Here is a 16,000-nt window from a genome sequence, read left to right as displayed (position 1 = left end):
AAATTCCTTATATCGGTGGGCTCAAGTGTTGAGCAGCAAGCCGTTCTCGATGGCCAGCACCTGGCCGGTCATCGCCGGCGCGCGGGCCGCGACGAACCAGGCCAGCTCCGCGATTTCCGACGGCTGGGAAACCCGCTTGAGCGGCGCGTTCTCGCGCATGCCGTCGACCACGCGCCCGTAGGCGTCGTCGCCCAGCACGCGCCGCAGCAGGCCGTCGTCGACCATGCCCGGGGCGATGGCGTTCACGCGGACCTGCGGGGCGAGATTGCGGGCAAGCGACAGCGTCAGCGAATTGACCGCGCCCTTCGAGGCCGCATAGGCGATCGACGACCCCGTGCCATTGAGGGACGCCAGCGAAGAAATATTGACGACGCAGCCCGACCCGGAGCCCGCCGGACGGTCGCGCAGCAAAGGCGCCGCGGCGCGCGTCATCTGGAACATGCCGATGAGGTTCACGCGGTAGACGCGCTCGAACTCAACGGCGTCGATCGCTTCGAGGTCCGCGTGCGGAACCACGCGGGTCGTGCCCGCGCTGTTCACGACCGCGTCCAGCCGTCCCCACGTCGCCGCGACGGCGTCGACCATGGCGCGGCAGGCGGCGTCGTCGCCCACGTCGGCATCGACGATGAGGGCCTGGGCGCCGGCGTCGCGACACTGCGCGGCCACGGCCTCGGCCGCCGCGCGGGTGCCATGGTCGAAATTGTTGATGGCCACCGCCCAGCCCTCCTGCGCGAAACGCAGGGCCGTGGCGGCCCCGATTCCGCTGGCCGCGCCGGTGACCAGACAGACGGGTACGCTCATACCTGACCCCGCGTCGTTCGCAGCGACATCGCGATGAAGGCCCCGCCGACCAGCGCGCAGGCCAGCATGATCATGCCGGGCAGCAACTGCCCGGTGGTGTCCTTGAGAAAGCCGATGACGTACGGGCTCACGAAGCCGGCCAGGTTGCCGACCGAATTGATCAGCGCGATGGCCGCGGCCGCGCCCGCGCCGCTCATCATCGCCGTGGGGATGCCCCAGAAAACCGGCGCGATCGAGTTGATGCCGATGGCGGCAACGATCAGCGCCGCCATCGACCACCACAGGTGTTCGGCGAGCAGCACCGATACCAGCATGCCCGCGGCGCCCAGCACACAGCACACGGCCACGTGGATGCGGCGCTCGTTGCTGCGGTCCGCATGGCGCGCGATGAGTATCATCGCCACCGCGCTGACGAGCGACGGCACCGCCGACAACAGGCCGATATTGCCCAGGTTGGCGACGCCGGCGGCGCGTATCATCGTCGGCAGCCAGAACACCAGGCCGTAGTTGCCCATGGCGATGCAGAAATAGAGCAGGCCGAGCAGCCAGACTTTGCGGTCGCCGAACACCTGCCGCACGCTGTGGCGGGCGCGGGTGCTGTCGTCGGCGGCAAGATCCTGCGCGAGCAGGCGCTTCTCGTCCGCGCTGAGCCACTTCACCGTCTCGATCCGGTCCTGCAGCATGAAGAAGGCGGCAATGCCGACGACCAGCGACCCCAGGCCTTCGACCAGGAACAGCCATTGCCAGCCGGCGAGCTCGTGCAAGCCGCCGAACCGCTCCATGATCCAGCCGGACAACGGGCCGCCGATGGCGCCCGACACCGGGATGGCCACCATGAACAGGGCGATGATCTGCGAGCGCCGGTTCGACGGGAACCAGGTCGACAGGTACAGCACGATGCCCGGGAAGAAGCCGGCTTCGGCCACCCCCAGCAGGAAACGCAGCAGATAGAACGACAGCGGCCCCTGGGCGAACATCGTCAGACAGGAAATGATCGACCACGTGACCATGATGCGCGCGATCCAGATGCGCGCGCCCACGCGGTGCAGGATCAGGTTGCTCGGCACCTCGAAAAGGAAGTAGCCCAGGAAGAAGATGCCGGCCCCCAGGCCGTAGACCGTTTCCGACAGCGACAGGTCGGCCAGCATCTGCAGCTTCGCGAAACTCACGTTCACGCGGTCGATGTACGCGACGATGAACGACAGGAACAGGAACGGCATGATGTGCCAGGCCAGCTTGCGGTACAGCGCGTCAAGCTGCGCGGGGCTCCGCGCAGCCTGCGAGGCGGCATGCGCCTGCGCGCCGCCGGAAAGGGACGTGCTCATGGGTAGTGTCTCCGTGGGTGTGTGCCGTGCGGCACATCGAGTTATTCGGCAGCCTGTGAGTTAGGTTATGCGCGTGGCATCGAGGCCGGCGCCGTCATTGCGTCCGGGAATTCATCGATGTGCCACGAAATGTCCGCGCCACAGTGCTGTCCGTTCGAAGGGTAAGGTCTGCCCAGGCCGGGCGGCAAATCACACTTTGGGTGCTCGGCATTACCGTTTGGTTATGATTGGCGTATTGCGTCATCCCGCGATGACCGCCGCTTCCCGAGGCCATCCTTCCCGACATGTCCGCCAGCATCCCGCCCGACAACTCGATAGAACGTTTTTTCCGCAGCGGGCTGAAGCTCGGGCACCTGCGCATCCTGGTGACGCTGGGCGAATTGCGCCAGGTCACGCGGGTCGCGGCGGCGTTCCACGTCACCCAGCCCGCAATCTCCAAGCAGATCGCGGAGATCGAGGAAGCGCTGGGCACCCCGGTCGTGCGCCGGGTCGGCAACGCCGTCGAGCTGACGCGCATCGGGCGCGTGCTGGTCGAACGCGGCCGCGAGATCCTGCGGCAGATCGAACTGGCGCGGCGCGATGTCACCGCGCTGGCCTCCGGCACCGCGGGCCACGTGAGATTCGGCGCCGTGGTGACGATCCCCCAGCCCCTGATCGCGCACGCCGTCGAGCTGTTCACGCGGCGCGCGCCGAACGCGTCGTTTTCCTTCGTGGAGGCCACGCTCGATCGCCTGCTCAAGATGATGGACGAAGGCAATCTCGACCTGGCGCTGGGCCGCAACCGGGTGGGCGGCTATCTGCCCGTGATGCGCCACGAATCCCTGCACCACGAGCCGTTCGTATTCGTGGTGGGCACGCGCCACGCCCTGGGCGGCCCCGATACCCCCGTCGCCTGGGGCGACTTGCAGGACGCGCGCTGGATCACGCCGATGCAGGGGTCGCCCGCGTTCGCGACCGTGGTCGAGATTCTGGCCGAGCACGGCGTGACCTTGCTGCGTCCGACCATCGAATCGAGTTCCCTGGCGCTCAACCTGTCCTTGCTGCGCGACGGCGGCTACGTTTCGATCCTGCCCCTGTCGCTTGCGCGGCGCTACGTGCAGCGCGGAACGATGCGAATACTGCCGCTGCCGCCGCTAGGTCCGCTGGGCGAGGCGATCCTGTACTGGCGCGAAGACACCACGACTGCCACCGCGCAGCTGTTCGCAGAGTGTTTGCGGGAATCGTCGGCGGAATTGATCGATACGGCTGGCGTGTAGCGGCCGGGCGCCAGCCATTTCCTGCGCTTATGCTTGTCCGGACGCGGCCCGCTCCACGTAGATCGGGCTGGAATAGATGAAAAATCCGTCCTCCGTCGTGATGCGCAGGTACACGGCATTGTCCGAGCCCGTGTGCAGCGGCACGCGCACACGGGCCTGCATCCGCTGCGCCGGGTTTTCATCCGGCAGGCGATACACCTGCAGCCGGCGCCGAATGCCGCCGTTCTCCACGACCACGGGCTCCCGCCCGATCTGATCGACCGCGATTTCGGTGCTCACGACCGGCGTTTCTATCTTCAGCACGCCGGCGCGGGGATCGCGCAGCCGCGTGTCGATGCCGCTGAAGCCGCCGGTGGTCAGCGACCGCCAGCTCAGCATGTCCGGCCGCGGTTGCGCCAGGGTCTTGTCCAGGTTCCAGAAATTGATCGGCTGCGGATCCACGAAGGCATTGCCTTCGAGCGTCGCGCTGCCGTCCCACACCGTCTGCCGGCCGCGGCCGCGGTACTCCGATCCTTCCCAGACAATGCGGATGCGGCTGCCCAGCGAGGCTTCGTCGTAGGGATACAGCGTTTCCACGACGTCCATGCGGTTGCGGACCTCCACGCGCTCGATGGCGCCGTGGGTCAGCACCTCGAAAGACAACTCCAGCGAGTCGCCGTCATAGGACAGTATGGCGCCCATGTCCGCCTGCATGACGGGCTCTCGCGTGACCGGCGCGCCCAGCTTCGGATCGTCGGAGTAGCGCTGCGCCGGCCGGTCGAAATGCGCCTGCACGTCCAGATAGGCCCGGCATCCGGTGGTGGCGTAGTGGCGGCGCTGGCGCAGGCACTCGGCGATGGACTGGCGGGTGAGCCGGTCGGCGATGAGACAGCTCAGGCCGCCATAGGCGCCGAACAGGGACGCGCCGGGATGGCTGGCGCCGTGCCGGCCCTTGTGCCCGTCGCTGTTGGCCAGGATGCCGACCCGGTAGCCCAGCCGGAACGCGTCTTCCAGCAGCCATTCGAAAGTGCCCCAGTCCGAGTGGATTTCGATGGAACGCTCCAGCCGGGCGTCGTGCGAGCGCGTGATGTCGGCGTAGCGGCCGCCGATATGGGCGAACACCACCACGTCCTCGTCTTTCAGCGCGTCGAACAGCGCGTCGGCGTCGTTGGCATCCAGCGCCAGGTCCGACAGGTCGTCGATCAGGGCATGCGACGACCGGTGGATGGGCCGGCCTTCCTTCAGGTACAGCACGTTGCGGTCGCCGCCCAGGCCGGTGTTGCCCGACCATTCATAGCCCGGGAAGATGACGAACGACCCATCCTGGTTGTATTGCGCCGTAAGCTTGTTCAGCTGTTCCCAGAACGGCGTGGTGATCTGGAAGTCGTTGCCCTGGTGGCTCATGACGTCCAGAAAGGCGCGGTCCCGCGCGAACAGGATCAGGTCTTCGGCCGAATTGGTGCCTATCGTTTCCTCCGACTGCCCGTGCAGATCGGCCCAGTAATGCCGGCGCGTTCCGCTGGCGGCCGCCACGACCCGGCACGGCGTGCTGCGCGCCACGGGCTGGCCGTCGCGCAGCACCTCGATGCGCAGGTCCCCGGGCGCTTCCGCCACCAATCCTTCCAGCCGCGACGACAACTCGCCCTCGCGCATCGTGAAGGTCTCGGGCAGGCCGCGCAGCGGCAGGCTGCTGCGCACGGTGAACTCGCCGGACACCCGGTCGCTGGGGTTGCCCCATTTGTCCTCGCCCTTGAAACCCAGGCTGAACGCCTCTCCCGCGACCGCCTGGCTGGGCAGGATGGCCTTGTAGGCCACCGGCGGCCCGGCCACCACGGCGATGGTGGGCGAGTGCTCCAGCTCGGTGTAGTTGTAGGTGGCGAAGGCGTCCACCAGCACCTTGAATTCGAAGGTCGGCTCGCTGAACGTCTGCACCCGCATGCCGGGCGAGCCCTGCCGCGTATCGCCAAAGCGCACCACGATGCTGTCGCCTTCTTCCAGATAGCCGCGAACCACCCGGATGAACAGCGTCTTGTCCCAGGGCCGGATATTGCGCTTGCCGTCGTACTCGACCTGCAGCACCGCCCCGTTGGAAGCCTCGACCGTGGTGTAGTTCCAGCCGTCCGGCTGGTCGAACTGCGGCTTGCCCATATCGCTGGCGAAGCGGTGCACGATCTTGATCGAGCCGGTGTCGTCGATGCCGAAGTAGCCGGCGGTGTAGGTGAGCGTGAACGATGCCAGGCTGCCCGCTTCGAAGCGGCCCGAAGGTTCGACGATGGCCGATCCCATGCGGTCGGCGGCGTAGGAGGAGTGCGGCATTGCGATTCCGTGCGGGTTAGGGAAATCCCATCTTAGGGAGCGCGCACCCATATAGCTATAGTATGCAAACTATTCCATCATGACGTCGCTACATGGCCGAGCCGATCGAATCCGTGTCCCTGCGCCAGCTGCGCGCGCTCGTTGCGATCGGTGAAACCGCCAGCTTCACGGCCGCCGGCGAACGCCTGGGCCTGTCGCAACCCTCGGTCAGCCACCTGATCCGGCGCCTGGAAGCCGAAGTCGGCCAACCCCTGGTCGTGCGCGGCCGCGAAGTCTCCCTGACCCGGGACGGCCAGGCCATGGTCGACGCGGCGCGGCGCGCCATCCTGGCCATCGACAGCTCCATCCAGGAATGCCGCGAGCACTCCGACCTGAAGCAGGGCAAAGTCATGGTCGCCGTCGGCCACGTCACCGCCGCCACCTTGCTGCCGCACATCCTCCTGGAATTCCGCCAGCGCCATCCCCAGCTCGACCTGATCGTGGTTGACTGCATGGTGCAGCAGATCCGAACGCGGCTGTTCTCGCACGAGGCCGACGTCGGCCTGGGCGCGGTCATGCCCGACGACGACTCCCGCATCATGGTGGAACAGCTCTCGGACAGCGGCGTCGCGCTCTTCGTGCGCACCGACCACCCGCTGGCCCGGCACGACGAGGTCGACGCCAAAGTCCTCGCCGAGTTGCCCTGTATCCAGCTGAACCCGGAAGCGCCCGCCTGGCTCAACATCAGCCGCCGGCTGATCGCCGCCAACATCTATCCGCGCGTGGAGCAGCGCGTCGTGCTGCTGTCCACCGCGATCGGCCTGATACAGGCCGGCATGGGCGTGGCCATGCTGCCGCAGATCTCGCGGGGCCAGATGCCCGCCGGCATCAAAGGCATCGCGTTGCGCAATCCGGCGCTGGAATGGCCCATCTCCATTGCGCGGTTGGCCAACTACCCCTTGTCCCCGGCGGCCCAGGCCTTCGTCGCCGTGGTCCGTTCCGTCTCCCAGCGCCTGCGCCGCGAAGCCGCCATGCCATGATGGCATGACGCTATAAGCCCCCGCGTATTTTTCGGGGCCGCCGCCTCGGATACGCTGCTGGCAACATGCAAGCCCGCATGGTTTCCATCGCTCGCGCCACCGCGGAGGCATCATGAAAGCACTACTGGGGGTTCTACTGGCCTGTGCGCCGTTCATCATGGCGCCTGCGGGCGCGGCATCGTTTCCGGATCGTCCCATCACCCTGGTCGTGCCGCTGGCGGCCGGCAGCACGGCGGATATCCTGGCCCGCTCCATCCAACCCGGCCTGAGCCAGCAACTGGGGCAGACCGTCGTCGTCGAAAACAAGCCCGGCGGCGGCGGCCAGATCGCCATGAGCTACGTCGCCAAGGCAGCGCCCGACGGCTACACGCTGGTTCTAGGTTCCAACAACACCTGGGCCATCAACCTGGGGCTGTTCTCCAGGCTGTCTTACGACCCCACCAAGGATTTCGTGCCGGTCGCCTATCTGGCGGGCGGCTCCAATGTGCTGGTCGTGCCGTCCGACAGCCCCTACCGCTCGGTGCGCGAACTCGTCGCCGCCCTGAAAGCCCAGCCGGGCAAACTGATGTACTCGTCCGGCGGCAACGGCACCACCCACCATCTCTCCGCCGAATTGCTGCTGTCGATCACCGGCGCCCAGGCATCGCACATCCCCTACCGCGGCGCTCCGCAAGGGGTGGCCGCCGTCATGGCGCACGAAGTCGCGTTCGCCTTCTACAACACGCCCAGCGTGTCCGGCCTGGTCAAGGAGGGCAAGTTGCGTGCGCTGGCGGTCACCGGCGAAGCGCGGTCCCCCTTGCTGCCCGACGTGCCCACCATGATGGAAGAGGGCGTGAACGGCTACGTGATCACCGTCGACCTGGGCCTCATGGCTCCCGCCGGCACGCCGCCGGAGGTCGTGGCCAAACTCAACGCCGCCGCGCGCAAGGTCATGGACAGCGGCGAACAGCGCCAGCGCCTGCAGGCGCTGGGCTATGAGATCTTCCACGACGGACCGCCGAGCGGGCTGGCGGCGTTCATCCAGGCGGACATCGCCAAATGGGTGCCGCTCGTGCAGCGGTCGGGGGCGAAAGTGGATTGAGCGTACGCGCGGCCTGATTCCTCTGCCTGCCAAAAAACGCAGGGTACCCGCTTACAATTCGCCGGCCCCAACCACCTCAGCAGAGCGAGTCCCGCCCATGTCCGAACACCACCAGTTCCTGTGCCCACGCGATATGCACCTGCCGCCGCCGGACTGGCGGGCGCTGGAAACCCAGCTGCTGCAAGGTGGATACCTGCTCGAACCGCGCGGCGACGGCATTCCGTATCGCGCCTTGCTGAACCTGAGCTTCGGCCTGGCCAGCCTGAACGAAGGGTCGTACCAGCATCGAGAAGGCCTGCGCACCACGGGAGACGTGATCGCCATGTACGTGCGGGCGGGCTATCTGCCGGCGGACCTGCCGATACGCCACGACGACACCATGGAAGAAGCGCTGGCGCTCCTGGCCGAACACGGCATCGTGCCGGGGGACCTGTATCTCGACAATGAGGGCAGCGACTGGAACAGCCCGCAGTACTGCCTGGGCCCGGCGGCGCGCCCCTACCTGACCGACGACACGCGAGTCTCCTACGACGCGGACCCCAAGAACTTCCCGCTGATGCTGCTGGCCTATGACGGCCCTGAACCGAACGTCGCGGTAGGGGAAAATCTCTCCGAACCCAGCCTCCCGGGCTCGGACCAGCTGCTGGAATCCATGCCCCCGTTCGACTCCCACGTCGACTTCATCGGCGTGGCCTACGAGGACCCCGCCGCGCAATGGCATTGCGAGGAAAACGGCCGCGACTACCGGATCTTCGAACTGGATTGGCAGTTCAGCCTGGCAATGGGCTTTCGCATGATCCGGACGGAATGGCTGGATCAGGGGAGCGCCGAGGGGCTGGCCAGGTTGATCGGAGAGCTGACCGGGCAGCCCATGGTTTGCAGCCATCGGCATTTGTGAATCCACGGGGCAGGGGAGCGCAGCCAGGCTGCCACCGCACGCCTCCCGCCAGGCCTGACGCCTTGCCGCGGATGAACGCCGCGGCTACGGCTGTTCCAGCGGCCACACCTCAACCACCCCGTGCGCCACCGCGCAGGGCGTGCGCGACACCATTTCTATCGCCTCGGCCAGATCGGCCGCCTCGATGATCGCAAAGCCGGCCACCGGCAAGGACGACGTCATGAACGGGCCGTCCGCCGTTTCGACCCCCGCGGCGGCGGGATTGCGCACCTGCACAGGCTTGCCCGCGATCCCCATCAATACGCCGTCTTTCCGCAAGGTCGCATCGTGGGCGTGGGCGGCGTTTCGGATGGCCGGCGGCGTGCGGTCGTAACCCGCCTGGTCGCCATAGCCGATCGTTACGAACTTGGGCATGGGGTGTCTCCTTGACGTGGACGCGATTCGGACAGGCTGGCGGTATCAATATACGGCAAGGGGGAAAGCCCAGCGGCGCATGGGAAGCGTCTACCGATAGGGCGGCGCAGCCGAATCGAATGACGCCGCTTTCTCGTCGATCGCGGCTTCGAGCGCGCGCATCCAGTCCGTCTTGCCAGCGGCTTGTTCCAGTACACGGTAACCTACCATCGCGGCGAACAACACCATGGCCTGCGCGTCGTCGCCGCCCCGGGCGCGGGTATCCTCCAGGAACTGATTGAACAGTTTGCCGGCGCCGGCGGTGTAGGCGAGCGCCGCGTCGCTACTCGCGGCGCTTTGAGCCGCGTGGGGCGCGAATGCCAGCAAAGGGCAGCGGCGTTCGGCGCGCCGGTTGCACAGATATTGGGGCACCAACGTGCCGACCCGGCTTTGCTTGCGTTCATCGGCCCCTTCGAAAACCCTTTGCCACGAAGCCGTAGCCTGGTCGAACACGCCCGAGACGGCTTGCGCGGCGAGATCATCCTTGGACGTGAAATGCTTGTAGAAGCCTCCCACCGTCAAGCCGCACGCGCGCATCACGTCCGCGATCGAAACGCCATCGATGCCGTGCGCGCGGAACAAGCGCTCGGCGGCATCCAGAATTCTCTGGCGATTCTCGCCCGCCTTTTCCTGGGATGAACGGCCCATAGCGCCTATCTCCTTCTGAAGCTGACGATCTTGCTGGTCAGCTTCTGCACTTCCTCGCCGTCCTGGTTCGAGGTAATGGTTTCCACCACGACAATGCCGCGATCCTGCTTGCTGCGGGACGGTGTAATGCTCAGGATCGTGCTCTTGACGGTGAGTATGTCGCCCGGCCGCGTCGGCCGCGCCCAGCTGATCTCGGCGCCCGCGCCGATTACGCCGTCGGCTAGCGGCAGGCTGTCGACCAGCAGCCGCATCGTGATGGCCACGGTGTGCCAGCCGCTCGCGGCCAGCCCCTGGAATAGCGAGGCCCGGGCTGCTGTTTCATCCAGATGGAAGGGCTGGGGGTCGAACTCGGCGGCAAAGCGGCGGATCTGGTCCGCATTCAGCTGATGCGGGGCGCTGGTGAACGTGTCGCCGACCGCAAGATCGTCGAGGAACAGCTTCTCTGAGGTTCCGGGGTGTTCCATGTGCCGCGTCCTTTCAACAATGGGAGGAAAGCTGGGAGCGTGTTCAAGCTGCTTTTTCACAATAGATTATTAGTGTAATCTAAAAAAATCCGCAAGCCGCCCGACATGCCCCGAGGGCGAAGAAAGCGGCTTTTCCAACGAAGCGCAAGGAGCGCCGACATGCCTTTGGTTCGCATCGATATCCGGAAGAACGATGATCCGCTCTTCGCAAAGAAGATCGGCGAGGTCATCTATCGCTCATTGAGGGCGGCGATGAACGTTCCCGACAAGGACAATTTCCAGATCCTGAACGAGCACGACGCCGCGCACTTCATCTACGATCCCGCCTACCTCGGCATCGCTCGTACCGACGGGCTGGTCTACATCCAGATCACGCTCAATGAGGGGCGTACGCTGGACCAAAAAAAGCAGCTCTACAAAGCCATCGCCGAGGGGCTTCTTACGGCGCTTGCGATCAGGAAAGAAGACGTCTTCATCAACCTGGTCGAGGTAAAGAAGGAGAACTGGTCCTTCGGCAACGGCGACGCCCAGTACGCCAATTGAATCGCGTCGGAGTCCGCCGCTCCGCGCATGGATAACGTCCCGCAATGACCCAAGAAGACTGGATCCAGGTGCGTCGCGATGAGGCGACCGGAATCGAGGTTGTGCATGCCCACTTTCGCGGGCATGCCTACGATCCGCACGACCATGACGAAATGCTGGTGGGAATTACGTTGCAAGGCGTCCAGCAGTTCCATTGCGCTCGGCGGACGCACAACAGCACCCCGGGCAACGCAATGCTCATCGAACCCGGCGCCGTTCATGACGGCCAGGCCGGCAACGAACAGGGGTTCACGTACTCGATGCTCTATCTGCCCCTGGCATGGGTCGGCAATGCCATGGAGCGGCGCGAACGCAGGCCCGGGCGCGGCGCTTTCTCCCTGTTTCGCGCGTCGCTATCGAAAACGCCCACGCTAGTCAATGCTATCGCGACGGCGTTGCGAAGCTTCGAGCCGGGCTGCCCGCAGCTGGCGCGCGACGAAGCGCTGGACTGCCTCATCGCGCAACTGGCTGCCGACGAGGAAGTCCCGCCCGGATCCGCGCCTCGTCCTGCGCCGTCAAGCCTGCGCCGGGCGCAGGCGTTCATAGACGCCCACATGGCCGCCGACATCAGCATGGACCAGGTGGCCCGGAATTCGGGAATGGACCGCCACGCCCTGGCCCGGCAGTTTCGTCGCGAATTGGGCATGGCCCCGCACGCCTACCTGGTGAACGCGAGGCTGAAGCGGGCGCGCGCGTTGTTGGCCCAGGGAATCCTGCCTGCGGAAGTGGCGGCACAGGTCGGTTTTGCCGACCAAAGCCATCTGGGCAGGTGGTTCAAACGCGCCTACCGGATCACGCCGGCAAGATACCTCCAGTGCGCTCAAACGTTCTAGACCGCCGCCAGACGGCGCGCGACGATGGCGTTTTCCCTTGACGCGGAGTCTCGTTATGTTTGACACCAAAGTAGCCATCGTCGTCCGTAACGATCTGGCAGCCTGGCAACGCCTTAACGTGGTCGCCTTCCTCTCCACCGGCCTGGCGTCCGCCGCGCCCGACATGCTGGGCGCGCCATACGTGGACGCAGCGGGGCGGCCCTACGCCAGCATGTCGGCGCAACCCATCCTGGTCTTCGAAGCGGACCTGCCCGGCATCCAGGGCGCGCATCGCACCGCCTTGGATCGCGGGATCACTATCGTTCCCTTCATCCAGGCCATGTTCGCCACCGGCCATGACGAAGCAAACCGGGACGTCTTTCGTGCCGAAGACGTCGACAACATGAACTGGGCCGGTATCGCGGTGCGCGGACCGAAAAAGGCGGTCGATAAGACGGTGAAGGGGCTCAAGCTGCATCCCTGAGACGGCGCTGGCTGGAGGGCTGCGTTCCCGATGTTCTCGGTATCATGTCCCGAACCTGCCCGCGACCTCCAGGAACGGAACATGAAAGCCCTCACATCGCTCACTGTCTTAGGCCTGCTCACCCTCAATCTCTCCGCCAGCGCGGCGGCGGCCGCAGGCTCCATCGCCTACCTGGGCCCCGCCGGCTCCTGGACCCACCAGGCCTGCCTCGACCTCTTCGGCGACAAAGACCTGGTGCCGCTCACCCGCGACGAGCTTTTCAGAAGCTACGCCGACGGCAAAGTCGAACGCGCCTGCGTCCCCGTCACCACCTCGGTCGTCGGCGTCACACCCTATCTGGATGCCGTCCTCGACCTGCCCAACGTCACCGTCGTCGCCGAATATCCCAAGATGCTCGGCTACAGCCTCCTGGCCAGGCCCGGCGCCAAGCGCGAAGACATCAGGGAAGTCTACGCGCACCCCGTCGCCTTCGAAGAAGTCAAACCCTGGGCAGACCGCGAAATGCCCAGCGTCCGCCGCACCGACGCCGCCAGCGGCGGCGCCGCCGCCCAGCTAGTGGCCAACAGCCCGACCCTGGACAAAGCCTCGTTCGGCCCCAAAGTCGGCGCCAGCGTCTACTCCCTGGTGTCGCTCGCCGACGGCATCGAAGAAGGCCCCCACAACGTCACCCGCTGGTGGGTCCTCGGACGCGACATGCCCGCGCCCACCGGCAACGACAAGACCTCCTTGCTCCTCGACACTTCCGACGACAAATTCGGCGCCTCGCTGGCCGCGCTCACCGGGGCAGGCGTGCAAGTGCTCACCGTATATGAACGGCCCAGCAAGAAAACCCTGGACACGCATCGCTACCTGATCGAAGTCGCGGGGCATGCCAAGCAAGGGAAACTGACGGAATTTCTTGAGAAGAACGGTGAGTTCCGGGTGTTGGGGTCTTATCCTCGATACAGCAAGCCATCCAGATAGGCGGCGTCGCCTGCTTGGGCGGGGCGAAAGGGGCGGAGCCAGGAGGCAGGGGAGAAAAGCCGGATTCTATGTTTCAGCACAATGCGCGTGGCTGCCCACCTTATCGCCAAACGTGGCTGGGCCATGTGTGATGCCGGCCGGTGCTTCATCCGCAACCGTGCAGTTCCGGCCGCGTTGCTTGGCTGTATAGAGCAAGTCGTCCGCTCGCTTCAATGCGCTGGCGAAAGGTTCCTCCGGCTGTACCAGGGTTACGCCCATACTGGCGGTGAAACGCGAATTGGGCGCGTGCTGCCCCCAGCGCTGCGCGACAAAATTCGCGCGGATCTCCTCGGCGATTGCGGCAGCGTGCGCGAGATTTGCCGCCGGCAGCATCAAAAGGAACTCTTCTCCTCCCAGCCGCGCAGCGCAAATGTGGATGCCTGCCACAGGCCGGAGCAGGGCGCCAAACCGCGCCAGCACCATGTCACCGAACGGGTGGCCGAAGACATCGTTAATGCGTTTGAAATTGTCGATATCTGCCACGATAAGCGCAGTCGGCGTTGCCGCCTCCGGCAAGGGGCGCTTCGCAACGGAGGCGAGAAAGTTATCCAGACCCTGCCGGTTCAGCAACCCCGTCAGCGCATCGGTATGGGCTTGATGCCGATATTTCTCTATGGCGTCGTAGCTCGTCGCGATGAAGACCGCGAAGGTCAGGACAATGCTACCCAATAGGCCGGTGTATTGGATCAGAGTCCCCCACACCGACATTCTCCACTCCCCCGTGGCGAGAGCGGGTGTCGGAGCGGCAAGATACAAAACGCATTGGCCCGTCAACACCAGCGCGATGAAGAGAAACGCCGCCGTGAGCACCTTATCCGACGTCGTTGCCGCTTGCCTGGCAAAGGGGAGCGTGCTCCGCCAGAGCACCAGCGCGCAACAGGCCTGAACGAAGAACGTCTCCAGTTTTGCGCTGCCAAACAGAACGACCGAGACGATGACCATCGCCGTCGAGGCCAGCAGGACCGCAATATCGATGTACGGAGGAGTCTGCCTGCGGCTACGGCGCTGCAGTGCGCGACACGCCAAAATGACGCCGCCTAGAATGAAAGCATCCTCGACGACTTGTTTGTAAGGGGACAGCTCATCGGCCTGAACAAGCATGATGGCGTAGCCGGTGCCCAGGCAGGCAACGGCGCCGCCCCAGCGGAGTGTGTTGAAACCCACGAGACGCGCGGCGCAGAGTCCCACGCCGCACAACAGGATCGCGGCGGGCACAGACCATTCAAGCAGGGTTGCAGGCATCGACAGGCGAGTACATAAAACAAGGGAGGCACAGTATTCGTGGGAAAAGATTACAGTGTGTCGCAATGTATCGCCACGGCTCAACAGTCAAGCATTGTCAAGCGATGCCCGCGCAGTACCCGACGACGAGCGCATCGGCTGGAGAGCCTGCAAGTTGCGCAGCGAGTATTTTGGCGTTTCGCCTCGAAATAGCGATTCGGTCAATACGAAAGCGCATATAGACCCCCGCTGACACCCAACGATGAACCTTGCGCCTTTACTTTATGTAGGCATAATCCCGCGTTGGCCATCAGGGAGGGTCTTCGCATGTACGAGCCGAAAGGGCACCCGCTGCTATCCACAAGGCGCTTCGTTTTCCGGATGCTATGGCATCTCTTCTGGGCGATAGCAGTCATAGGCATGGTTGCCTGCGTGGGCATCGTCGCCCATCTGTGGTTTGAAGATATCAGTTGGCACGACGCCATGCTCAACACCGCGCTTATCATCGGCGGTATCGGGCCATTTATCGTGCCTGCCTCAATGGGCGGGAAAATCTTCTTCTCGTTCTACAGCCTGCTGGTCGGGCTGCTGTTCGTCGGCACTCTAGGATTGATTCTCGCCCCGGTCGCGCATCGCTTGATTCATAAGTTTCATTTGGATGGGGATTGAGGGGCTTAGGCCGCTCTTTGGGGAGGTGTCGGACGAAAATCTGGCTAGTTAAATTGTAGTCTGACACTATTTTTATTCTGCCGTCCCGGAACATCTACAAACTCCCGAAATTGCCTCCGACAAGGCCATGCTGCGATACAGCGCGGAAGGCGAAAGCCCTTCGATCTATTATTGCGCTCCCAACAGACATAAAATCCAACTGACGGGGCCCGCAACCTAGAGCGAGAATACCCGTTTCCCGGGAGCAAAAGCATGCCCACCAGCCTACGTGCAATCCGTGCAGATATCACCACGCTTCAGGTGGACGCCATCGTCAACGCTGCAAACTCCTCACTGCTGGGCGGTGGCGGCGTGGATGGCGCCATACATCGCGCCGCGGGCCCGGACCTCGTGCACGAATGCCGGCTGCTTGGCGGTTGCAAGACTGGCGACGCGAAGGTCACCAAAGCCTATCGTCTCTCCGCTCAGTACATCATTCACACGGTAGGCCCAGTGTGGAGGGGCGGAGATAACGGGGAGCCGGAATTGCTGTCCAGCTGCTATCGACGCTGCATTGAGTTTGCGGAAGAAAGGGCGATCGCTACGATTGCGTTCCCAAGCATCAGCACTGGCATATACGGCTATCCCGTCGAATTGGCGGCGGAGATCGCTGTTGAAAGCGCGCGTGATAGCTTGTCAGGCGACTCGTCTGTTCAAGAGGTGGTCTTCTGCTGTTTTTCACTGGAAGACCTTCATCAGTATGAGCGCCTATTGCGTAGGCCGTTTGCATGACTCGATGGAGGGGTGCGGCCTTCAAGGCGCAACCATAGTCTGCTGGAATCTGTCGCAGGCCTTCCAGGCCTTCGACTTGGACCGCTTCAACGCCCTCGACGGCTCCGAGGAACATCGAAAGGGCGGCGGGATCCAGCCGTCTTTCGCCGAAACCGCCCGCGGCATCCTGCGAGCCGAGTGGGACGTACATCCTGGCTAGCCGGCCGCGAGACACCTGTT

General features: G+C 64.7%; 17 protein-coding genes. 10 read left to right on the top strand and 7 right to left on the bottom strand.

From position 1 onward, the window contains the following. Positions 1-21: 21 nt before the first annotated feature. Both ADE01S_RS04405 and ADE01S_RS04400 read right to left on the bottom strand, forming a co-directional pair. Positions 22-801, bottom strand: coding sequence for an SDR family NAD(P)-dependent oxidoreductase (locus ADE01S_RS04405; protein ID WP_062680243.1), 780 nt, complete (start codon positions 799-801; stop codon positions 22-24). Continuing rightward, the gene (locus ADE01S_RS04400; RefSeq protein ID WP_062680242.1) at positions 798-2,126 is read right to left on the bottom strand and encodes an MFS transporter; all 1,329 of its coding nucleotides are present in this window, start codon (positions 2,124-2,126) and stop codon (positions 798-800) included. Before ADE01S_RS04400 ends, ADE01S_RS04405 begins: the two co-directional genes overlap by 4 nt. 284 nt (positions 2,127-2,410) lie before the next feature. Between ADE01S_RS04400 and ADE01S_RS04395 the strand changes: the two genes are divergently transcribed. Next, positions 2,411-3,382 (top strand): LysR family transcriptional regulator, encoded by a 972-nt coding sequence (locus tag ADE01S_RS04395; RefSeq protein WP_062680241.1) that lies wholly within the window; start codon positions 2,411-2,413, stop codon positions 3,380-3,382. Positions 3,383-3,409: 27 nt separating this feature from the next. Here ADE01S_RS04395 and ADE01S_RS04390 read toward each other — a convergent pair whose 3' ends face one another. Continuing rightward, complete coding sequence (locus ADE01S_RS04390; RefSeq protein WP_062680240.1) at positions 3,410-5,677, bottom strand: PHP domain-containing protein; 2,268 nt, start codon at positions 5,675-5,677, stop codon at positions 3,410-3,412. A gap of 92 nt (positions 5,678-5,769) precedes the next feature. Between ADE01S_RS04390 and ADE01S_RS04385 the strand changes: the two genes are divergently transcribed. The 3 genes from ADE01S_RS04385 to ADE01S_RS04375 all read left to right on the top strand — a co-directional run bounded on the left by ADE01S_RS04385 (position 5,770) and on the right by ADE01S_RS04375 (position 8,675). Beyond that, on the top strand, positions 5,770-6,696 hold the full coding sequence (locus tag ADE01S_RS04385) for a LysR family transcriptional regulator (RefSeq protein ID WP_062680239.1): 927 nt from the start codon (positions 5,770-5,772) through the stop codon (positions 6,694-6,696). Positions 6,697-6,808: 112 nt separating this feature from the next. Next, positions 6,809-7,777 carry a Bug family tripartite tricarboxylate transporter substrate binding protein gene (locus tag ADE01S_RS04380; protein ID WP_062680238.1) on the top strand — a complete coding sequence of 323 codons (969 nt, stop codon included), beginning with the start codon at positions 6,809-6,811 and terminating at the stop codon, positions 7,775-7,777. 97 nt (positions 7,778-7,874) lie between these two features. Next, positions 7,875-8,675: a hypothetical protein gene (locus ADE01S_RS04375; protein ID WP_062680237.1), complete on the top strand. Its 801-nt coding sequence runs from the start codon at positions 7,875-7,877 to the stop codon at positions 8,673-8,675. Between the two features lie 84 nt (positions 8,676-8,759). On the opposite strand, the gene ADE01S_RS04370 is transcribed toward ADE01S_RS04375, so the two are convergent. The 3 genes from ADE01S_RS04370 to ADE01S_RS04360 all read right to left on the bottom strand — a co-directional run bounded on the left by ADE01S_RS04370 (position 8,760) and on the right by ADE01S_RS04360 (position 10,240). Beyond that, on the bottom strand, positions 8,760-9,089 hold the full coding sequence (locus ADE01S_RS04370) for a YciI family protein (RefSeq protein ID WP_062680236.1): 330 nt from the start codon (positions 9,087-9,089) through the stop codon (positions 8,760-8,762). 90 nt (positions 9,090-9,179) lie between these two features. Next, positions 9,180-9,776, bottom strand: a complete 597-nt coding sequence (locus ADE01S_RS04365; protein WP_062680235.1) for a TetR/AcrR family transcriptional regulator — start codon at positions 9,774-9,776, stop codon at positions 9,180-9,182. A 5-nt stretch (positions 9,777-9,781) separates the two neighbouring features. Beyond that, positions 9,782-10,240, bottom strand: a complete 459-nt coding sequence (locus tag ADE01S_RS04360; protein WP_062680234.1) for a MaoC family dehydratase — start codon at positions 10,238-10,240, stop codon at positions 9,782-9,784. A gap of 159 nt (positions 10,241-10,399) precedes the next feature. Between ADE01S_RS04360 and ADE01S_RS04355 the strand changes: the two genes are divergently transcribed. From ADE01S_RS04355 to ADE01S_RS04340, 4 genes are all read left to right on the top strand, one after another. Beyond that, a complete protein-coding gene (locus ADE01S_RS04355; protein WP_062680233.1) occupies positions 10,400-10,783 on the top strand; it encodes a tautomerase family protein in 384 nt (127 codons plus the stop codon). Between the two features lie 44 nt (positions 10,784-10,827). Continuing rightward, positions 10,828-11,655 carry an AraC family transcriptional regulator gene (locus ADE01S_RS04350; protein ID WP_062680232.1) on the top strand — a complete coding sequence of 276 codons (828 nt, stop codon included), beginning with the start codon at positions 10,828-10,830 and terminating at the stop codon, positions 11,653-11,655. Between the two features lie 55 nt (positions 11,656-11,710). Then, positions 11,711-12,118: a DUF2000 domain-containing protein gene (locus ADE01S_RS04345; protein ID WP_062680231.1), complete on the top strand. Its 408-nt coding sequence runs from the start codon at positions 11,711-11,713 to the stop codon at positions 12,116-12,118. 81 nt (positions 12,119-12,199) lie between these two features. Next, positions 12,200-13,081 (top strand): prephenate dehydratase, encoded by an 882-nt coding sequence (locus ADE01S_RS04340; RefSeq protein ID WP_062680230.1) that lies wholly within the window; start codon positions 12,200-12,202, stop codon positions 13,079-13,081. A 66-nt stretch (positions 13,082-13,147) separates the two neighbouring features. On the opposite strand, the gene ADE01S_RS04335 is transcribed toward ADE01S_RS04340, so the two are convergent. Continuing rightward, a complete protein-coding gene (locus tag ADE01S_RS04335; protein ID WP_062680229.1) occupies positions 13,148-14,362 on the bottom strand; it encodes a GGDEF domain-containing protein in 1,215 nt (404 codons plus the stop codon). 306 nt (positions 14,363-14,668) lie between these two features. Between ADE01S_RS04335 and ADE01S_RS04330 the strand changes: the two genes are divergently transcribed. After that, positions 14,669-15,010, top strand: coding sequence for a hypothetical protein (locus ADE01S_RS04330; RefSeq protein ID WP_062680327.1), 342 nt, complete (start codon positions 14,669-14,671; stop codon positions 15,008-15,010). 252 nt (positions 15,011-15,262) lie between these two features. Next, positions 15,263-15,781, top strand: a complete 519-nt coding sequence (locus ADE01S_RS04325; RefSeq protein WP_062680228.1) for an O-acetyl-ADP-ribose deacetylase — start codon at positions 15,263-15,265, stop codon at positions 15,779-15,781. Positions 15,782-16,000 lie beyond the last annotated feature (219 nt).

This window comes from Achromobacter denitrificans NBRC 15125 (genome assembly GCF_001571365.1).
In the GTDB taxonomy this organism is placed as follows: domain Bacteria; phylum Pseudomonadota; class Gammaproteobacteria; order Burkholderiales; family Burkholderiaceae_B; genus Achromobacter; species Achromobacter denitrificans.
The sequence above is the reverse complement of the archived record's forward strand: the minus strand, read 5'-3'. Positions and strand labels throughout refer to the sequence as shown.